The sequence below is a fragment of the Streptococcus oralis genome, from assembly GCF_026782375.1.
Taxonomy (GTDB): Bacteria; Bacillota; Bacilli; order Lactobacillales; family Streptococcaceae; genus Streptococcus; species Streptococcus oralis_CL.
On the sequence record NZ_JAKUWJ010000001.1, the window covers coordinates 777,452 to 797,027 of the forward strand.

The 19,576-nt window shown below is 42.5% G+C and carries 22 protein-coding genes; 7 read left to right on the forward strand and 15 right to left on the reverse strand.

Features of this window, described 5'->3' with window-relative positions; all coding sequences use genetic code 11:
- Nucleotides 1-31 precede the first annotated feature (31 nt).
- From rplS to MK409_RS03900, 5 genes are all read right to left on the reverse strand, one after another.
- A complete protein-coding gene (gene rplS / locus MK409_RS03880; protein ID WP_001068670.1) occupies nucleotides 32-379 on the reverse strand; it encodes a 50S ribosomal protein L19 in 348 nt (115 codons plus the stop codon).
- A 118-nt stretch (nucleotides 380-497) separates the two neighbouring features.
- On the reverse strand, nucleotides 498-827 hold the full coding sequence (gene crcB / locus MK409_RS03885; RefSeq protein WP_000237404.1) for a fluoride efflux transporter CrcB: 330 nt from the start codon (nucleotides 825-827) through the stop codon (nucleotides 498-500).
- Nucleotides 821-1,195, reverse strand: a complete 375-nt coding sequence (gene crcB, locus MK409_RS03890; RefSeq protein WP_268705399.1) for a fluoride efflux transporter CrcB — start codon at nucleotides 1,193-1,195, stop codon at nucleotides 821-823. Before crcB (MK409_RS03890) ends, crcB (MK409_RS03885) begins: the two co-directional genes overlap by 7 nt.
- Nucleotides 1,192-1,458, reverse strand: coding sequence for a chorismate mutase (locus MK409_RS03895; RefSeq protein ID WP_268705400.1), 267 nt, complete (start codon nucleotides 1,456-1,458; stop codon nucleotides 1,192-1,194). Before MK409_RS03895 ends, crcB (MK409_RS03890) begins: the two co-directional genes overlap by 4 nt.
- Nucleotides 1,459-1,575: 117 nt before the next feature.
- Entirely contained in the window at nucleotides 1,576-2,019 is a 444-nt protein-coding gene (locus MK409_RS03900) for a flavodoxin (RefSeq protein WP_001162125.1), read from the reverse strand.
- 103 nt (nucleotides 2,020-2,122) lie between these two features.
- Between MK409_RS03900 and MK409_RS03905 the strand changes: the two genes are divergently transcribed.
- The 3 genes from MK409_RS03905 to MK409_RS03915 all read left to right on the forward strand — a co-directional run bounded on the left by MK409_RS03905 (nucleotide 2,123) and on the right by MK409_RS03915 (nucleotide 4,380).
- On the forward strand, nucleotides 2,123-3,067 hold the full coding sequence (locus MK409_RS03905) for a DHH family phosphoesterase (protein ID WP_268705401.1): 945 nt from the start codon (nucleotides 2,123-2,125) through the stop codon (nucleotides 3,065-3,067).
- Between the two features lie 106 nt (nucleotides 3,068-3,173).
- Nucleotides 3,174-3,977, forward strand: coding sequence for a lantibiotic ABC transporter permease (locus tag MK409_RS03910; protein ID WP_268705402.1), 804 nt, complete (start codon nucleotides 3,174-3,176; stop codon nucleotides 3,975-3,977).
- 160 nt (nucleotides 3,978-4,137) lie between these two features.
- Nucleotides 4,138-4,380 (forward strand): type B 50S ribosomal protein L31, encoded by a 243-nt coding sequence (locus MK409_RS03915; RefSeq protein ID WP_000710762.1) that lies wholly within the window; start codon nucleotides 4,138-4,140, stop codon nucleotides 4,378-4,380.
- 44 nt (nucleotides 4,381-4,424) lie between these two features.
- Here MK409_RS03915 and MK409_RS03920 read toward each other — a convergent pair whose 3' ends face one another.
- The 7 genes from MK409_RS03920 to MK409_RS03950 all read right to left on the reverse strand — a co-directional run bounded on the left by MK409_RS03920 (nucleotide 4,425) and on the right by MK409_RS03950 (nucleotide 12,329).
- The gene (locus MK409_RS03920) at nucleotides 4,425-4,745 is read right to left on the reverse strand and encodes a heavy metal-binding domain-containing protein (protein WP_268705404.1); all 321 of its coding nucleotides are present in this window, start codon (nucleotides 4,743-4,745) and stop codon (nucleotides 4,425-4,427) included.
- 126 nt (nucleotides 4,746-4,871) lie between these two features.
- Nucleotides 4,872-8,048: a carbamoyl-phosphate synthase large subunit gene (carB, locus tag MK409_RS03925; RefSeq protein WP_268705405.1), complete on the reverse strand. Its 3,177-nt coding sequence runs from the start codon at nucleotides 8,046-8,048 to the stop codon at nucleotides 4,872-4,874.
- A gap of 306 nt (nucleotides 8,049-8,354) precedes the next feature.
- A complete protein-coding gene (locus tag MK409_RS03930; protein ID WP_268705406.1) occupies nucleotides 8,355-9,434 on the reverse strand; it encodes a carbamoyl phosphate synthase small subunit in 1,080 nt (359 codons plus the stop codon).
- A 48-nt stretch (nucleotides 9,435-9,482) separates the two neighbouring features.
- Nucleotides 9,483-10,406, reverse strand: coding sequence for an aspartate carbamoyltransferase catalytic subunit (locus MK409_RS03935; RefSeq protein ID WP_096407681.1), 924 nt, complete (start codon nucleotides 10,404-10,406; stop codon nucleotides 9,483-9,485).
- Between the two features lie 20 nt (nucleotides 10,407-10,426).
- On the reverse strand, nucleotides 10,427-10,948 hold the full coding sequence (pyrR, locus tag MK409_RS03940) for a bifunctional pyr operon transcriptional regulator/uracil phosphoribosyltransferase PyrR (RefSeq protein ID WP_000644748.1): 522 nt from the start codon (nucleotides 10,946-10,948) through the stop codon (nucleotides 10,427-10,429).
- Nucleotides 10,949-11,157: 209 nt separating this feature from the next.
- A complete protein-coding gene (gene nth / locus MK409_RS03945) occupies nucleotides 11,158-11,787 on the reverse strand; it encodes an endonuclease III (RefSeq protein ID WP_038806245.1) in 630 nt (209 codons plus the stop codon).
- Nucleotides 11,787-12,329, reverse strand: a complete 543-nt coding sequence (locus tag MK409_RS03950) for a YceD family protein (RefSeq protein ID WP_096407683.1) — start codon at nucleotides 12,327-12,329, stop codon at nucleotides 11,787-11,789. The genes nth and MK409_RS03950 overlap by 1 nt, the downstream gene beginning before the upstream one ends.
- A 168-nt stretch (nucleotides 12,330-12,497) precedes the next feature.
- On the opposite strand from MK409_RS03950, the gene MK409_RS03955 reads away from it, so the two are divergent.
- Both MK409_RS03955 and MK409_RS03960 read left to right on the forward strand, forming a co-directional pair.
- On the forward strand, nucleotides 12,498-12,827 hold the full coding sequence (locus tag MK409_RS03955) for a helicase BlpT (RefSeq protein ID WP_268705407.1): 330 nt from the start codon (nucleotides 12,498-12,500) through the stop codon (nucleotides 12,825-12,827).
- A 330-nt stretch (nucleotides 12,828-13,157) separates the two neighbouring features.
- Nucleotides 13,158-14,717, forward strand: a complete 1,560-nt coding sequence (locus MK409_RS03960; RefSeq protein WP_268705408.1) for an ATP-binding cassette domain-containing protein — start codon at nucleotides 13,158-13,160, stop codon at nucleotides 14,715-14,717.
- 44 nt (nucleotides 14,718-14,761) lie between these two features.
- Here the strand turns inward: MK409_RS03960 and htpX are convergent, their stop codons facing one another.
- Nucleotides 14,762-15,661, reverse strand: coding sequence for a zinc metalloprotease HtpX (htpX, locus tag MK409_RS03965; RefSeq protein ID WP_268705409.1), 900 nt, complete (start codon nucleotides 15,659-15,661; stop codon nucleotides 14,762-14,764).
- A gap of 1 nt (nucleotide 15,662) precedes the next feature.
- Nucleotides 15,663-16,223, reverse strand: coding sequence for a LemA family protein (locus tag MK409_RS03970; RefSeq protein ID WP_268705410.1), 561 nt, complete (start codon nucleotides 16,221-16,223; stop codon nucleotides 15,663-15,665).
- Nucleotides 16,224-16,316: 93 nt separating this feature from the next.
- Between MK409_RS03970 and rsmG the strand changes: the two genes are divergently transcribed.
- Nucleotides 16,317-17,030 carry a 16S rRNA (guanine(527)-N(7))-methyltransferase RsmG gene (rsmG, locus tag MK409_RS03975; protein WP_268705411.1) on the forward strand — a complete coding sequence of 238 codons (714 nt, stop codon included), beginning with the start codon at nucleotides 16,317-16,319 and terminating at the stop codon, nucleotides 17,028-17,030.
- A 308-nt stretch (nucleotides 17,031-17,338) separates the two neighbouring features.
- A complete protein-coding gene (locus MK409_RS03980) occupies nucleotides 17,339-18,622 on the forward strand; it encodes a uracil-xanthine permease family protein (protein ID WP_268705412.1) in 1,284 nt (427 codons plus the stop codon).
- Nucleotides 18,623-18,662: 40 nt separating this feature from the next.
- Here the strand turns inward: MK409_RS03980 and MK409_RS03985 are convergent, their stop codons facing one another.
- Nucleotides 18,663-19,568 (reverse strand): DMT family transporter, encoded by a 906-nt coding sequence (locus MK409_RS03985; RefSeq protein WP_268705413.1) that lies wholly within the window; start codon nucleotides 19,566-19,568, stop codon nucleotides 18,663-18,665.
- Nucleotides 19,569-19,576 lie beyond the last annotated feature (8 nt).

The window sequence follows — 19,576 nt, forward strand, 5'->3', positions numbered from 1 at the left end:
CCTGCTGGGTAAGCAGAGTTTTTTAGTCGAATTAACGACGGATTTCTTTGATACGAGCTGCCTTACCTTGAAGTGCACGCAAGTAGTACAATTTCGCACGACGTACTTTACCGTAACGAACAACTTCGATCTTTTCAACACGTGGAGTGTGGATTGGGAAGATACGCTCAACACCTACACCGTTAGAGATTTTACGAACTGTGTAGTTTTCTGAGATGCCAGCACCTTTACGTGCGATAACAACACCTTCAAAAATCTGAACACGTTCACGGTTACCTTCGACAACTTTCGCGTGTACACGAACAGTGTCACCAGGACGGAATGATGGGATATCTGTACGAAGTTGACCTTCAGTCAAACTTTGGATTAATGGATTCATTTTATTCTCCTATCTTTGTCAATCTTGAGGAACCTTCCTCAGCGGATAAACTGTATTTTTGTGCGTCCATTACACACAAGATACAGTTTACCAAATTTCCACCTAAAAGTAAAGAAATTTATAGTAGAATTCCTAAAAAAATCGCTAGAAAACCGCCTAGGTAAGTTAAGAGAAAATAGCTATAAAATACCTTCTTGTCACTTAACAGTTTTTGCAACTCGTCATTCAGAGTTGAAAAGGTCGTCAACCCACCACAGAAACCTGTCGCTAGGATAGTATAAACTTCCTTGGACTCCACATGGTTGTAAAGCAAGCCAATCAAAAAACAACCGAGAAGATTGGCTATGAGAGTTCCTAGGGGCAATTTCGAGGATTGATTATAGCGGGAAAAGAAATACCGCACTAGGGCTCCGAAGCCACAGGCGATTGCAAGATAGACGATTACCATTTCTTCCTCCCTAGAACATAAGCCAAGAGCAGGCCTCCACCAATACTCAAAAGCAAGTACATGATCAAACTAAGATAACGCCCAGTATCCAGCAATTTCACAGCATCCAAGAGCAGGCTAGAAAAGGTTGTTAGCCCACCACAAAAGCCTGTACCCAGAGCCAAAACTAAACCTTTACTGCTTCCCTTATAGACCAGATAGCCTTTTACCAGATAGACCAGGCAGATAATGCCCAGATAGTTAACAAGGAGGGTGCCCCAAGGAAATTCTGGACTAGCTGGTAACCAAGTGGAAACTAGATAGCGGACAAGGCCGCCCACCATTGCAGCTAGAAAAATCCCTAGCGGATAAAATTGTTCTTTTTTCATTTGATGTTTTGATCCTGATAATCACGCGAACGTTTGAGAATATCTGAAAAAGTCGCAACAATGGTTTCTTGGTAGCTCTTATTGATTACACGACTCCTTACCTTTTCAAAAATGACTTCTTCTCTCTTACTATCTAAAATAGGTTTTCCTGAGGCTTTCTTATAGGAAACTACACCCTCAACCAAATGCATTCGTTCTTCCAAAAGTTTAACGATTTGGTCATCGATTTGATCAATTTCTTGGCGAATAATATCTAAGCTCATACAGTCTCCTCCTTTATTTGAATTATTGTATCAAAAAGCCTCTAAATAGGCTAGTAAAATCCCAAAAAAACTAATAAAAAAACGCACTGACTTCTTCCAGTCAGCGCAGTTTGATTCTTATCCTACTTTTGCAGCCAATTCTTCTGCGAATTGTTCCAAGCGTTCAATATCTTCTTCTTCGGCAGAAAGGTCTACTTTAACGCACTCTGAACCTTTTTCTGCTCCTGTCGCGACAAATACACGATCAAAGTCATCAACAGCCTTACAGAATTCGTCGTAGAAGGTATCTCCTGAACCGACCACTCCGTAGATTTTGCCATTCAAGTTGAGATCAGCTAGGTCTTCGTAGAAGTCCATCATCTCATCCGGCAATTCTCCATCTCCGTAAGTGTAAGTCGCAACAATTGCGATATCCGCTTCCAAGAAGTCTGAAGCGTCAACAGTCGTACATTCATCAACATCGACATCCAAGCCCAAATCACGCAATTTATCTGCTACAATATCTGCAATCTCTTCGGTATTACCGGTCATACTGGCAAATACAATTTTTGCTAATGCCATATCGTCCTCCTCAATTTATCTTTCTCCATTATATCATATCTTTTTCATTTTAAAAATAAAAATTCTTGTGCTACAATGAAATGAGAAAGAATTGAGGTTATTTATGGAAATTTGCCAGCAAATTTTAGAGAAAATCAAAGAATACGATACCATTATCATTCATCGTCATATGAAACCAGATCCTGATGCCTTAGGGAGTCAAGTGGGCTTGAAAGCTCTTCTCACACACCATTTTCCAGAAAAGACCATCAAAGCTATCGGCTATAATGAACCGACTTTGACTTGGATGGCAGAAATGGATACTGTTCAAGATAGTGACTACCAAGGAGCTCTTGTCATTGTCTGCGATACAGCCAATACTGCTCGTATCGATGATAAACGCTATGAACAAGCTGATTTCACCATCAAAATTGATCACCATCCAAACGATGATATCTATGGTGACCTATCTTGGGTGGATACAAGTTCAAGCAGCGCCAGTGAGATGATTGCATTATTTGCTCAAGAAAATCAGCTAGCTTTGTCTAGTGAAGCGGCACGACTTCTCTATGCAGGAATTGTCGGGGACACTGGGCGTTTTCTCTACCCTTCAACTAGTGCCCGTACCTTTAGAATAGCTAGCCAGCTCCGAGAAATTGATTTTGACTTTGCTGGATTGTCTCGTCAAATGGATACCATGAGCTTTAAGATTGCAAAACTTCAAGGCTACATCTACGACCATCTAGAAGTTGATGAAAACGGAGCTGCTCGCGTTCTTCTCACCCAAGAAATCTTGAAGAAATACGACGTTACTGATGCGGAAACAGCAGCTATTGTCGGTGCACCAGGAAGAATTGACAGTATCAGTCTCTGGGGGATTTTTGTCGAGCAAGCTGATGGACATTACCGTGTTCGTTTACGTAGTAAAATCCATCCAATCAATCAGGTTGCCAAGGAACATGACGGTGGCGGCCATCCGTTAGCAAGTGGAGCCAATTCTTATAGCTTAGAGGAAAATGAACAAATATACGGGAAGCTTCAAGAAGTCGCAAGAACAAATCAAGGCTAAGATTCATTCTTAGCCTTTTCACATTCTTTTTTCCTGAAAATATACGGTTTCTTTGTACCTCAGTTTATGGTATAATAAATCAAACTGAATAAAAGGAGACTTAATAATGGAAAAAAATCGTTTGTTTATTCTTATTTCTGCTGGAGTAGCCATTCTAGGTTCACTCTTGCCATGGGCTACTTTAAATGCAGGTGCTTTTGGGTCCTATAGTGTGCACGGTTTTAACGGAGATGGCTGGTTTGTTATCATCGCGGCTATTGTCTCTATTGTTCTGACATGCTTGAATAATGTCAATAAACCAATGCCTAAAGGTTTTACAATTGGTGTCATTGTTGCAGGTGCAATTTCTACCCTCGTCACTCTTATTAATTTATTCAGCATAAACAAGTATGTAACTCATATTGGTGGATACGGCGTTTCAATCGGTTTTGGTTTGATTCTTTCCCTTCTTGCTAGTATTGCCCTTGTAGTGACTGGTCTCTTGGCAATGTCAGGTGGTAAAATCACAAAAGACTCATTAGCTGAATTAGCTGAATCAGGAAAAGATTTTGCTCAAACAGTCGGACGCGTAACAAGTACTACCGTAAAAACTGCAGTAGAGGAAATCAAAAAAGAAACTCAAGAACATAAAAAAGAAGAAACTACAGCTGCAAAAACAGAGACAGTTAAAGAGGAAACCGAGCAAAAAGAAGAAGAAGCTACAGAACCAGCTCATGTCAAAGCTGAAACTGAAAATGAAGAACCTGTTAAAGAAGAACCAGTTGAAACTGAACTAGCTGAAGAAGAAACTACTGAAAATAAGACTGTTGAAGAAAGTGAAACAGTAAAAGAATCATCTGAAGAAGAATCAACTGAATCTAAAAATGAAGAGAAAGAAGAACAAAAAGATCCAAGTCAAGCGGACCAATAATTCTTCTCCCTATCACCTCAGTAAAAACTGGGGCGATTTTTATCGATATTTTTAATAAAATCAGGGAAAAGACTTGCCAAACTTACCAGAATCTGATAGACTAGTAAGGTAACAATCTATGGCTCGCAAAGAGATCATGGCAGAAAGGAAATATTGCAAAATGAAAAAAGATATCCATCCAGAATATCGCCCAGTTGTCTTCATGGACACAACTACTGGTTACAAATTCCTTAGCGGTTCAACAAAACGCTCTAACGAAACTGTTGAGTTCGAAGGCGAAACTTACCCATTGATCCGTGTGGAAATTTCATCAGACTCACACCCATTCTACACTGGACGTCAAAAGTTCACTCAAGCAGATGGACGCGTGGATCGTTTCAACAAAAAATACGGTCTCAAATAAGAATAAAAAGAACAGCTTCGACTGTTCTTTTTTCTTTCTTCAAATCAGGACTCAAGAACCACTGCTGTTCCACTACAGGTAACCATCAGCATACCATTCTCAGCACCTAAGGTTTCATAGTCCATCTTAACCCCAATGATAGCATTTGCGCCACGTTCACTCGCACGCGCCATCATTTCTGCTAGAGCTTCTTCTCTCGCTTGGGTTAATTCGCCTTCATAACTACTAGCACGACCGCCAAAAATATTACGGAAACCAGCCGCCATATCTTTGAACATATTAACCCCAGCAACCACTTCGCCAAAGACAATTCCTTTGTATTCTAGGATTTTCTTTCCTTCGATCCCCGTAGTTGAAATAATCATCTTTAGGTCCTCCTTGCTTCTTTTAGAACATTGTACCCCTTTCATTGTCTTTGTCAAGAAATTCCCTATTGCTTTTATACTCCCCATCAAAAAAGAGAAGACTTGGAGTCTTCTCTTTTTTCTTGGTTAAATCGCTTCTGTGACAAAACTACGACTTTCTAGCACCTTGAGCATGGCATTTGCTGTGTCTAGTGCTGTAAAGAGTGGCACACCGTGTTCAATAGCTGAACGGCGGATTTGCTCACCATCTTCATCAGCAGTTCGTTTGGTTCCGACAGTATTGATGATTGCTTGAATTTTTCCTTTGCGGACAAAGCTTGGGATATCCTTCTCATCATCACCAATCTTACCAACAGGCTGAGCATGCAGTCCATGGCTAGCAAAGAAGGCTGCAGTTCCTTCTGTCGCGAGGATACCGTAACCGATATTTTGGAAACGGCGAGCCAAGTCCAAGGCTTCTTCTTTGGCATCATCTGCAATGGTGAAGACTACATTTCCAAAGGTTGGCAAATGGAGGTAAGAAGCTTCAAAGGCTTTATAGAGAGCTTTTTCTAGAGTAGCATCAGAGCCCATGACTTCCCCTGTTGACTTCATTTCAGGACCAAGTAAGCTATCTACCTTAGCTAACTTGGTGAAGGAGAAGACTGGAGCCTTGATATGAACACGAGTGCTTTCAGGGTAAAGACCATCTTGATAACCAAGTTCTCCAAGGTTTTGACCAAGAATGAGCTTGGTCGCTACTTGAGCCATAGGGATATTTGTTACTTTTGAAAGGAATGGAACCGTACGGCTGGCACGAGGATTGACCTCAATAACGTAAACTTTTTCATCCTTGATGACAAACTGAATGTTCATCATTCCGAGACAGTTAAGGCCGATTGCTAGTCGTTTGGTGTAGTCTGCGATGGTTTCCTGAACCTTTTGCGACAAGGTTTGTGGTGGGTAAACGGCCATTGAGTCACCTGAGTGGACACCGGCACGTTCGATGTGTTCCATGATACCAGGGATGAGGACATTTTCTCCGTCTGAAATAGCATCGACTTCGCACTCTTGCCCAACGATGTAAGAGTCAACAAGGACTGGATGATCTGGACTAGCCTTAACAGCGGTACGCATGTAAGAGCGAAGGTCTTCCTCATTTTCCACGATTTCCATAGCGCGTCCACCCAAGACGTAAGAAGGACGAACGAGAACTGGGAAACCAATTTTGCGAGCTGCAAGCACAGCTTCTTCTTCATTAGTTGCTGTTTGACCAGGTGGCTGTGGAATATCCAAGTCTTTAAGGGCTTGCTCAAAGAGGTCACGGTCTTCGGCACGGTCTAGGTCAGCAACCTGTGTACCAAGGATGGTCACACCTGCTTTTGCCAATGGCTCTGCAAGGTTGATAGCTGTTTGACCACCGAACTGAACAATAACGCCTTTTGGTTGCTCCAAGTCGATAACATTCATCACATCTTCGAAAGTCAACGGTTCAAAGTAGAGCTTGTCAGATACCGAGAAGTCTGTAGAAACAGTCTCTGGGTTTGAGTTCATGATGATGGCTTCGTAACCAGCTGCTTGGATGGCCTTAACAGAGTGAACAGTTGCGTAGTCAAACTCTACCCCTTGCCCGATACGGATTGGACCCGAACCTAGGACTAGTACAGATTCCTTTTCAGACTTGATAGACTCATTTTCCCATCCATAGGTTGAATAGAAATATGGGGTTTCAGAATCGAACTCTGCCGCACAAGTATCGACCATCTTATAAACTGGGACAATCTTGTTTTCCAAGCGGAGTTGACGAACTTGGTCAGCTGTTGTTCTCCAGAGTTCAGCAATCTTACGATCTGAGAATCCATTTAGCTTAGCTGTTTTCAAAACTTCTAGCTCTTGTGGATGAGCACCCAATTCTTGCTCAATTTCAAAGATATGCAAGAGTTTATCAAGATAGAAGATATCAATCTTGGTCAATTCAGCAATTTCTTCTGGTGTGTAGCCACGGCGAATGGCTTCTGAAACATAGAAGAGACGATCATCTTGGGCTTTGACAACCTTTTCAATCAAAGCATCATCTGAAACCGCTGCAAGTTCAGGCATTTCATTGTGGTGAACCCCAATTTCAAGTGAACGACAGGCCTTAAGAAGTGATTCCTCGATGTTACGACCAATAGCCATGACTTCTCCAGTCGCCTTCATTTGGGTCCCAAGACGACGTTCACCTTTCTCAAACTTGTCAAATGGGAAACGTGGAATCTTGGCAACGACGTAGTCAAGGGCTGGCTCAAACATGGCATAGGTTGAACCTGTAACTGGATTAATGACCTCATCCAAGGTCAAACCGACGGCAATCTTGGCAGCCAACTTAGCAATCGGATAACCTGTCGCCTTAGAAGCAAGGGCAGAAGAACGCGATACACGAGGGTTTACTTCGATAACATAGTACTTAAAGCTATGCGGATCAAGGGCCAGCTGAACGTTACACCCACCTTCAATCTTGAGGGCACGAATGATGCTCAAGCTGGCATCACGAAGCATTTGGTTTTCATAGTCTGACATGGTTTGCGCAGGGGCAAATACAATGGAGTCCCCTGTGTGAATCCCAACCGGGTCAAAGTTTTCCATGTTACAAACAACTAGGGCATTGTCAGCCGAGTCACGCATGACTTCGTACTCGATTTCCTTGAAACCTGCAATGGAACGCTCAATCAAACATTGGGTAACAGGTGACAACTTCAACCCATTTTCAGCGATTTCACGCAATTCTTCCTCGTTGGCACACATACCACCACCAGTACCACCTAGGGTAAAGGCTGGACGAACGATGACTGGGTAGCCAATTGTCGCTGCAAAAGCAACTGCTTCCTCTACTGTATTGACAATTTCAGATTCAGGGATGGGTTGCTCAAGCTCTTCCATCAATTGTTTAAAGAGGTCACGGTCCTCAGCTTGGTCGATGGCCGATAAATTAGTACCTAGGAGTTCGACACCAAGCTCATCTAGGATACCGTTTTTAGATAATTCCATTGCCATATTGAGACCTGTCTGACCACCGAGAGTTGGGAGCAAGGCATCTGGACGTTCCTTACGGAGAATACGTGTCACAAACTCAAGTGTAATCGGTTCGATGTAAACCTTGTCAGCAATCTCCTTATCCGTCATGATGGTTGCAGGGTTTGAGTTCACCAAGACAACTTCATAACCTTCCTCTTTCAAAGACAAGCAGGCCTGGGTTCCAGCATAGTCAAACTCAGCAGCCTGACCAATAATAATCGGACCAGAACCAATCACCATAATTTTTTGAATATCAGTACGTTTAGGCATAGTTTATGATACAAAGCCCGTCAAGAACAAAGTGAAAATAGGAAACTCGGTGCAGACGCCTTCAGCGTCAAGACGATGTTTATCTTTTTCACACAGTTCTTAGGGCGTGTTCACTTCCGCGAACAATGTATCTTCTCCTTTCTATTCGTCGCCTCACAGGGCGACATTAAATAAGATACAAAGGACGATAAGAAAGCGACTGAATTTTGGAAACCAAGGATTGCAATCCTTCCTTAGTTTCTCTAAATTCCGAGCTTTCCGTCCGTGTTCAATTCCATAAATTCTCCGACGAGCTCTTGTTCGTTCTTAGTTGGCTTGTTTAAAAGCTTCCATCATCTCGATAAACTCGTCAAAGAGGTAGCTAGCGTCGTGTGGCCCAGGAGCTGCGTCTGGGTGGAATTGTACAGAGAAACCTGGTTGGTATCTGTGACGCACACCTTCAACTGACTTGTCATTGATTTCTTCGTGGGTAATGATCAAGTGCTCTGGCAATTCTTCACGACTGACCGCATAACCATGGTTCTGGCTAGTAAAGTCTACTCGTCCTGTTGCAATCTCGCGAACAGCATGGTTGAAACCACGATGACCAAACTTCATCTTATAGGTCTTAGCGCCATTAGCCATAGCAAAGAGTTGGTGGCCCATACAAATTCCAAAAATCGGAATTTTACCTTGAATTCCACGTATCATGTCAAGTGCCTGTGGAACATCTTCAGGGTTACCTGGACCGTTTGACAACATGACGCCGTCAGGGTTGAGATGGAGAATTTCTTCTGCTGTAGTTGTGTATGGAACCACAGTCACGTTACAGTTCCGTTTCGAAAGTTCGCGTAAAATGGAATGTTTGAGGCCAAAGTCTACCAGAACGACACTCAATCCAACTCCAGGAGCAGGATAAGCTGTCTTAGTAGAGACTTGCTTGATATTATCTGTCGGCAAGACTGTTGCTTGGAGCTGGTCTGCGATATGGTCCATGGTATCACCAACATGCGTAAGGGTTGCCCTCATAGTACCATGCTTACGGATAATCTTTGTAAGCGCACGAGTATCAATTCCTGAGATACCAGGGATTTTCTTGGTTTTCAAGAATTCGTCCAAGGTCATTTGATTGCGCCAGTTGCTGGCTCTACGCGCTTCTTCAAAAACTACTACTCCCTTACAGGTAGGACTGATGGATTCGTAGTCATCACGGTTAATCCCATAGTTTCCCACCAAAGGGTATGTGAAAGTCAAGATTTGTCCATTATAAGACTGGTCTGTAATGGATTCTTGATAGCCGGTCATCCCTGTATTAAAGACGATTTCACCTGTTACATCAATATCTGCTCCGAAGGCCTTGCCTTCAAAAACTGTGCCATCTTCTAATACTAGAAGTCGTTTTGTCATATAGTCACCTCTCGTGGACGCTCTCAGGCGTCTTTTAACGTCTTGTGTTTATTTTGCTTTTCTGTATGCCAGAACAGATTCTAAGATTGCCATTCTGACAAATACACCATTGGTCATTTGTTGGACAATGCGTGATTTTGGCGCTTCAACTAAATGGTCTGCGATTTCGACATCACGGTTGACTGGGGCAGGGTGCATGAGAATTGCTTTTTCTTTCAAGCGATCATAACGCTCTTGCGTCAAACCATGTTGCGCATGGTAGCCTTCTTTTGAAAAGACTACTCCACTTTCATGACGTTCATGCTGGACGCGAAGGAACATCATGACATCCACCTGATCGATGATCTCGTCAATACTTACAAACTGGCCATAGTCTGCGAATTCCTGACTTCTCCATTCCTCAGGACCTGCAAAGTAAAGCTCTGCGCCTAAACGTTTCAAAATTTGCATATTTGATTTGGCTACACGTGAGTGGTCCAGATCCCCAGCGATAGCGACCTTAAGCCCCTCAAAATGGCCAAATTCTTCGTATATTGTCATCAAATCAAGCAAGCTCTGACTTGGATGTTGTCCTGAACCATCTCCACCATTGATAATGGAAGTCGTAATGGTTGGACTGGCAATCAACTCTCTGTAGTAGTCGACTTCTGGGTGACGGATAACACAGGCATCCACTCCAAGTGCAGACAGTGTCAAGATCGTATCATAGAGTGTTTCACCCTTGTTAACTGAACTCGTCTTCACATCGAAATCGAGTAGATTCAGTCCCAGCTTAATCTCTGCTACTTCAAAGGACTTGTGCGTACGAGTCGAACTTTCAAAGAAAAGGTTGGAAACAATATGCTGGTCCTCATAGGAAGCCTGCGCTCCATTCTTAAATTCGATTCCTCGTTTGATCAATTTCATGACCTGATCTACAGTAAGGTCTTCCATAGAGACCACATGTTGCAAAGCTTGTTGATTTTCTGACATGGTTAACTCCTTTTTGCTATCTATGCTTCTTCGGTAATAAGAACTCTATCTTGTCCATCTAGTTCTGCCATCTCTACGATGATCTCTTCAGAGCGACTAGTTGGAATATTTTTCCCAACATAGTCTGGACGGATTGGAAGCTCTCTATGTCCGCGATCCACTAGAACTGCTAAACTCACACGAGCAGGGCGACCATGGCTGACGACGTTGTCAATAGCTGCACGAATGGTACGACCTGTATAGAGCACATCGTCCACTAAAATGACTTCCCGGTCTGTCACATCAACAGAGATTAAAGAAGTATCTTCACCACTTTTAACATCGTCACGGAAAGGTTTGGTGTCCAGCTCTACTACTGGAACTGAAAGAGATTCTAACTGTTCCAAGCGTTCTTGGATACGGCGAGCAATAAAGACACCTCGCGTTTTAATACCAGCCAAAACGATTTTGTTCAAATCTTTGTTTCGCTCAATAATCTCGTAAGTGATTCGAGTAATCGCGCGTTTGACGGTCAATTCGTCTACAACTTCTTTTGCCTTCATGACAAACCTCCAAAAAGAAAAGTCTCCTTAACAAGGAGACTTCAGAATGTATAGCCAAGCGAGCCCTACCGCAAACAGTATAGACTTCACCCTTCTACTTAATCCAGCTCCTTGTCTGCCTCACGGGACAGGTTTAAAGGAATATTTTATTGTCATTACTATATCACAAAGACCCGTTCAAATCAAGTAAAAACATTCATTATTTTCACTTATAACGAACTAAAATCATATAATTGAGGATAGTGATCGCATTCTGGATTTTTTGGATGACAGATAGCCCGTCCAAAGTATATCATGGCTTGGTGGGCTGCCAACCATTTCTCCGGTGGCAGAATGTCCATGACACGTTTTTCTACTTCGAGGGGTGTAGCCGATTTTTTGACAATATCATGGTGCTTGCAGATACGCTCAACATGAGTGTCCACTGCAAAGGCTGGAATCCCAAAGCCAACACTCATGACGACATTTGCTGTTTTGCGACCAACACCTGCTAGGCTTTCTAATTCCTCGCGAGTCTGAGGTACTTGTCCGTCAAAATCTTCCAAGAGTTGCTGGGCACATTTTTTTAGAAACTTGGCTTTGTTACGATAAAGTCCTAGGCGAGAAATGTGTGAAGCAATTTCACTTTCAGTCGCGACAGACATGGCTTGAGGCGTTGGAAAAGCAGCAAAGAGACCTGGTGTAGCCTTGTTGACTGCAGCATCTGTCGTCTGGGCTGACAACATAACCGCAACCAGTAGTTCAAAATGATTGGTAAAATCAAGGCTGGGTTTGGCATCTGGGAAGAGAGCTATGATTTCTTCTAGCACTTTACGTGCTCGTTTTTTTGACAGGACCATTATTCATCCCCGTCAAATAGTCCTTGCAAGCCAGCAAATGGACTGTTTTCTTCTTTCTTGACTGCTTGTTGGGCTTGGTATTCTTCCTCAGTCATGATTTGCCAGTCATTACCTGAAACAAATCCTTGACCAGCTTCCTCTTCAGCCGTCAAGACTTTGATTGGGATATTGAGCAAGATATTATCTGACACACTTTCAGCAAGGTCGATTTCCCCATTTTCGATAGGCAAGACCAGGTCATCATCAAGAACTTCCTGATCTAGTTGGTTGGTTGCGCCTTCCATGAAAACCTCTGTCACTGGATAAGACTCTGCCAATTCAACTGGCTCCATACTGCGACTGGAAGCAAGAACAATGGTGTAAGATAGTTGATAATCTAAGAAATACATGCGGTCTTCGTATTGGACCTTCCCTACCGCAAGGATATCTTTGACATCTAAAATTTCTTGATTACGGGCACGCAAGTCTGATGCCAGGTCTAAAGCTTGTTCAAAATGCAGGCCTTCAGGTTGCTTACGAATTTCTTGAATATTTAACTTCATATTTCCTCCATAAAGATGTACTCACTTGATTATACCATGAAAAGGCTATAAGTCAGCCTCCCAAACTTTGAGATTAAAATCTCATTTTTTAACATATTTACTATGACATATTTTCTGATTAGTGCTATACTATAGGCAAGAATACATCAGAGCAAGGAGGATGCTCATATGGAAGACAAAGCACTCATCACCGAAGCTTATCAACTCCTTTCCGAGTTAAATAAAAGCTACCAAAGCTGCAAACAAGGAACAGCCGATGATCTTCGACTACAAGAGCTGCTGAACACCACTCTTAAGGAACTAAAAAAAGCAGAAAAGCTGGACAACAGTATCTTGATCAACCTTGAGAAATTTTACCAATGTACCAGTCTTTTGATCGGACTGGGGAGCCTAAAACTAAACGATCAAGCACGCACTGCTTGGCGCAACTATGACAAGTTCCATTACGAGCACGTCAAACACGTACTGACTCTTTATGGACCCGTTTTCGGATTTTAGAGTTTAAAATTTTGAATTTACTATTGACAAAATATCCTTAAAGGTATAGGATAGAGGTACTAATACTCGGAGGTAAGGGAGACATGAAAAACTAAGTCTATCAAATAAAGAACTTTATTTAGTAGATCTTGTTTTTGTCTCTTTTTGCATGCTCTTTTTGTACTAGATTTTCTAGTATCTTGTCCTCATTGAAAATCAAAAAACTAGAAAGCTATGCTCCTCATGGGTTGGGGTAGGCAGCTCCAAGCTAGTTTGACGAGCTTTTTAACGAGGAAAATAGAGTTTTGACAGTGACTTTGGGCTCTACTAGATAAAGTAGAGCTTTTTGTTATGCACTATGGACATTCTAGAAAGGGCGACAATATGATAAAAATCAATCATCTGACCATCACACAAAACAAAGATCTACGAAATCTTGTATCTGACCTAACCATGACTATCCAAGACGGAGAAAAGGTTGCTATTATTGGTGAAGAAGGAAATGGCAAATCAACTTTGATGCGAGCTTTAATGGGGGAAGCATTACTTGATTTCACTATCAAAGGAGAGATCCAGTCTGACCTTCAGTCACTGGCCTACATTCCTCAAAAGTTACCTGAGGAGTTAAAAAATAGGACTCTACACGATTACTTCTTTTTAGATCCCGCTGATTTAGACTACAGCATTCTTTATCGTTTGGCGGAGGAGTTGCACTTTGATAGCGACCGTTTTGCTAGCGACCAAGAAATTGGCAGTCTATCAGGGGGCGAAGCTTTGAAAATTCAGCTCATACATGAGTTAGCCAAACCCTTTGAGATTCTATTTTTGGATGAACCTTCAAATGACCTAGACCTTAAAACGGTTGATTGGCTAAAAAGTCAGATTCGAAAGATTAGACAAACTGTTATTTTCATTTCCCATGATGAAGACTTTCTTTCTCAAACGGCAGATACTATTGTCCACCTGCGACTGGTCAAGCACCGGAAACAAGCGGAAACGCTAGTCGAGCATTTAGACTATGATCTCTATAGTGAGCAGAGAAAGGCTAATTTTGCCAGACAAAGCCAGCAAGCTGCTAACGACCAGAGAGCCTATGACAAAACCATGGAAAAGCATCGTCGCGTCAAGCAAAATGTAGAAACTGCACTTCGAGCTACCAAAGACAGTACTGCTGGTCGCCTATTGGCTAAAAAGATGAAAACTGTTCTCTCTCAAGAAAAACGCTTTGAGAAAACAGCTCAGTCCATGACCCAAAAGCCACTTGAAGAGGAACAAATCCAACTTTTCTTTTCAGACATCCAACCATTACCGACTTCTAAAGTCTTAGTCCAACTGGAAAAAGAAAATTTGTCCATTGGCCAGCGCATTTTAGCTCAGGAGTTACGACTAACGGTCCGTGGTCAAGATAAAATCGGTATCATCGGGCCAAATGGTGTTGGAAAATCAACTCTGTTGGTCAAGTTGCAGCAACTACTTAGCGCCAAAAGAGAAATTTCGCTTGGTTTTATGCCACAAGATTACCACAAAAAACTGGAATTGGATCTATCTCCAGTAGCCTATCTCAGCCAAACTGGGGAAAAAGAGGAATTACAGAAAATCCAATCTCACTTAGCCAGTCTCAATTTCAGTTATCCAGAGATGCACCATCAAATCCGCTCCCTATCTGGTGGGCAACAAGGTAAACTCCTACTTTTAGATTTAGTGTTGCGCAAACCAAACTTTCTCCTTCTGGATGAGCCTACACGTAATTTTTCTCCCACTTCTCAACCCGAAATCAGAAAACTCTTTGCCTCCTATCCCGGCGGTCTGATCACTGTTTCGCATGACAGACGCTTCTTAAAAGAGGTCTGTACGAGTATCTATCGTTTGACAGAAGATGGTTTGGAAGTTGTTGATTTACAAGATTTATAAATGTTGAACATAGCAAAAATCCAGAGACGATTTCTGGATTCTTTTTACATATTTTTCAAACGCTCAATTCGTTCTGAGATAGGTGGGTGAGTATAAAAGAGTTTTTGAAGTCCGCCAGCTTTCCTGGGATCATTGATGTACAGAGCGCTGCTAGCATCGTCGACATGGTGATGCATTGGCTCGCTATTATCCAACTTGCACAAGGCATTGATCATCCCTTGAGGATTGCGAGTCAGCTCCACACTGGATGCGTCCGCCAGAAATTCCCGCTGACGGGAAATGGCTAATTGCACCAAGGTTGCAGCGAGAGGTGCCAGAACAATGGCTAAGAGAGAGATGACAAGCATGATAATCTCCAATCCACTGCCATCACGATCATTTTCGCTCCGTCTTCGGCCTGCGCCACCCCACCACATCATTCGACCAGCCATACTAGATAGCAGGGTAATAGCACTAGCAAGAGCAACAGCAATGGTCGAAATGCGGATATCGTAGTTCCGAATGTGACTGACTTCATGACCCATAACAGCTTCTAGCTCCTCACGATTCATGATAGCCAGAAGACCCGACGTTGCTGCGACTGCTGCATTCTGCGGATTCGAACCTGTCGCAAAGGCATTTAAAGAAGAATCCTCAATGATGAAAACACGTGGCATGGGGATCTGAGCGACCATGGCCATATCTTCCACAACATGGTAGAGGTCTGGCGCCGTTTGCTCATCAACCTCACGCGCTCCATTCATAGACATGACAATCTCTGTTGATTGAAAGATCATGGTTAAGGCATAGACAAGACCAATGATTAGGGCTATAATCATGCCCCCAAGACCTGATCTCATGAAGAGATAGCCAACGGCATAACCAACCAAGGCCAAGAGTAGGAAGAAAACCAGCAACAAAATCCACGTTTTTCGTTTATTGCTCGCAATTTGATCAAACAACATCTTAGTCACCTAAACCGCTAAAGTCAACTTTAGGAACTGCCTTTTCCTCTTCAGGTGTTTGAAGGAAGTCTGCAGCTTTAAAGCCAAATAGTCCTGCGATGATATTACTTGGGAAGCTTTCAAGTTTTACATTGTAGTTGCTGACAACACTGTTGTAGAGTTGGCGTGAGTAAGAAATTTTATTTTCTGTATTGGTCAACTCTTCTTGTAATTTGATAAAGTTAGCGCTAGCTTTCAAGTCTGGGTAATTCTCTGCTACTGCAAAGATACCAGAAATCTGGCGGGTAAGGGCATCACTGGCCTTCATCGCTTCAGCTGGTGAAGTTGCTGCGGCTACTTGTCTACGAAGTTCTGTCACTTTTTCCAAGGTAGAACCTTCATATTTGGCATAGCCTTTGACTGTTTCAATCAAGTTAGGGAGGAGATCATTACGACGCTTCAACTGAACATCGATCTGGCTCCAAGCCTCCTTTGTCTGCATACGATTTTTCACCAAACCGTTATAGCTAACAATCACAAAAATAACAATTAGAACCAAAACTCCAAGAATAATCCAAGTCATAATCTTATTCCTTTCTACTTTTAGATTACTACCAGTATATCAAAATTTTAATGAATATGGTAAAATAAGATGATACTAGAGAAGGAAACGACTATGAAACCAGAAACATTTTACAGCTTGCTCGTCGAGCAAAATCTTCCACTTTCGGACCAGCAAAAGAACCAATTTGAACGGTATTTTGAACTCTTGGTGGAGTGGAATGAGAAGATTAATTTGACCGCTATTACGGACAAAGAAGAAGTTTATCTCAAACATTTTTATGATTCGATTGCACCCATCCTGCAAGGTTTGATTTCAAATGAAACTATCAAACTTCTTGATATCGGGGCTGGGGCAGGATTTCCTAGTCTTCCTATGAAAATCCTATATCCTCAGTTAGATGTAACCATCATTGATTCGCTCAATAAGCGCATCAACTTCCTTCAGCTTTTGGCTCAGGAGTTGGATTTGGATGGTGTTCACTTCTACCATGGACGGGCAGAAGACTTTGCCCAAGACAAGAACTTCCGTGCCCAGTTTGATGTGGTAACGGCTCGTGCGGTTGCCCGTATGCAGGTTTTGTCTGAACTGACCATTCCCTATCTTAAAGTCGGTGGCAAACTATTGGCACTCAAGGCCAGCAATGCTCCTGAGGAATTACTAGAAGCCAAGAACGCTCTCAACCTCCTCTTTAGCAAGGTAGAGGACAACCTCAGCTATGCCCTACCAAATGGAGATCCGCGCTACATCACGGTCATCGAAAAGAAAAAGGAGACGCCTAACAAGTACCCAAGAAAAGCTGGCATGCCCAACAAACGCCCGCTTTAATTTTTTTAGTAAAAAAATGTTTACAAAGTTCGCCTCGCTTTTTTATTTCTTGGCTCGGGAAAAAATGATTTACAAAATCTGCCTCGCTCTCGCATTTCTGGGCTCGGGAAAAATTCGTTTACAAAACGAATTTTTTCTGCTATACTATCCTAAGCAAAGGTTTTTAATGTCATCCCGTGAGGTGACGAAGACGCAGAAATATATGAAATTCTTTAATGAGATACCCCTCTCTTTAAAGAAGTCTTACTCTGAGAGCCTGTTGCTGTAAAATAATGGGCTCTTTTTTGATGCCCAAAAGTGAGGTTTATATGAAACAAGAATCAACTGTTGATTTGTTACTAGACGTTGATCAACGTCCTTCAGCTGGGAAAGGTATCCTCCTCAGCTTCCAGCACGTTTTTGCTATGTTTGGAGCGACCATCCTAGTTCCTTTGATTTTGGGAATGCCTGTATCCGTTGCCCTCTTTGCATCTGGTGTCGGAACCCTGATTTATATGGTTTCAACTGGCTTTAAAGTTCCAGTCTATCTCGGATCATCCTTCGCCTTTATCACAGCCATGTCCCTTGCTATGAAAGAAATGGGCGGCGACGTCTCTGCTGCTCAAACAGGGGTTATTCTAACTGGTTTGATTTATGTTATTGTCGCAACAAGTGTTCGCTTTGCTGGTACGAAATGGATTGACAAACTCTTGCCTCCTATCGTTATCGGACCTATGATTATCGTTATCGGTCTTGGTCTTGCAGGCTCAGCCGTGACCAATGCTGGTCTTGTAGCTGATGGAAACTGGAAAAATGCCCTTGTTGCTGTCGTAACCTTCCTCATTGCTGCCTTCATCAATACAAAAGGAAAAGGATTCCTTCGTATCATTCCTTTCCTCTTTGCAATTATTGGTGGATACATCTTCGCAGTTCTTCTTGGTCTTGTGGACTTCACCCCAGTCCTTCAAGCCAACTGGTTTGAAATCCCTGGTTTCTACTTGCCATTTAGTACAGGTGGTGCCTTTAAAGAGTACAACTTATACTTCGGCCCTGAAACAATCGCTATCTTGCCTATCGCTATCGTAACCATCTCTGAACACATTGGAGACCACACAGTCTTGAGCCAAATCTGTGGCCGTCAGTTCTTGAAAGAACCAGGACTTCACCGTACGCTTCTTGGTGACGGTATCGCGACATCTGTATCTGCCTTCCTCGGTGGACCAGCCAATACTACCTACGGTGAGAACACTGGAGTTATCGGTATGACCCGTATCGCTTCTGTTTCCGTTATCCGAAACGCTGCATTTATCGCCATTGCTCTTAGCTTCCTAGGTAAATTTACTGCCTTGATTTCAACCATTCCAAATGCTGTGCTTGGTGGCATGTCCATCCTTCTCTACGGAGTTATTGCAAGTAATGGTTTGAAAGTCTTAATCAAAGAACGTGTAGACTTCGGTCAAATGCGTAACCTCATCATCGCAAGTGCTATGCTGGTACTTGGACTTGGTGGAGCCATCCTTAAACTCGGTCCAGTAACCCTTTCAGGTACTGCCCTATCAGCGATGACAGGTATCATTTTGAATCTGATCTTGCCATACGAAAACAAAGACTAATCTTATAGATAGCAAAAATCCACTCAGTTGAGTGGATTTTTTATTTATGCTTACTTTCCAGCAGTAAATCTTTCAAAGAAATGATAGTCACTGCAAGCAGAATCATGGCCATACCAAGAAAATCAATCGCATAGAATTGCTCCTTCATAATTAAAAAGGCAAAGAAAACAGCTGAAATGGGCTCTATGGAAGCTAATAAACTGGATTTAACTGGTCCTATTAGACTAGCTCCTTTTAGGAAAGCTGTATAGGCAAAGACTGTTCCAATGATGATAATGCCAGCAAATGCAAAGAGAAAATCCAAGCTAGTCGGTATACTTACCCACAAAACTCCTGTGAAGGGAATAGCCCCAACACCAGAAATAACCATTCCTACACCAATCACCAACATACTTCCCCACTTCTTAATCAAAGCGATAGGAAGGATAATATAGAGGGCATAGGTCAAGGCAGAAAAGAGTCCCCAGAAAAGACCCGCAGGTGTGATCGACAACTGGTCAAGTTCCCCATGCGTAGCAATAAGAAACGTTCCTCCAATTGCTAAACCAATTGAAATAATCTCAGCCAGAGTCGGTGCTACCTTGTCCTTGATACAAGTATAAATCAAGATTCCAACAGGACAAACATACTGGAGAACCGTCGCCGTTCCAGCATTGGTTTCCTGAATGGCAGAAAGATAGGCAAACTGGTTTAAGAAAAGTCCAAATAAGGCAAATAACAAGAGAGATAAAAGGCTTTTTCTGTCTTTTAAAAAAGCAAGGAGTTTATCCTTTGCTGTCGCATAAGTTAAAAAAACCAGAGCCAATCCTGCAATGATGAGTCGCAGATTGGTCAAGACTAGAGCAGAAATCCCATGTGCCATCAGGTATTGGCCACTGGTTCCAGACAAGCCCCAAGCAATCCCTGCAACTACTGTAAATAGAATTCCTTTTACGGTTTTTGACATTCTTCCCC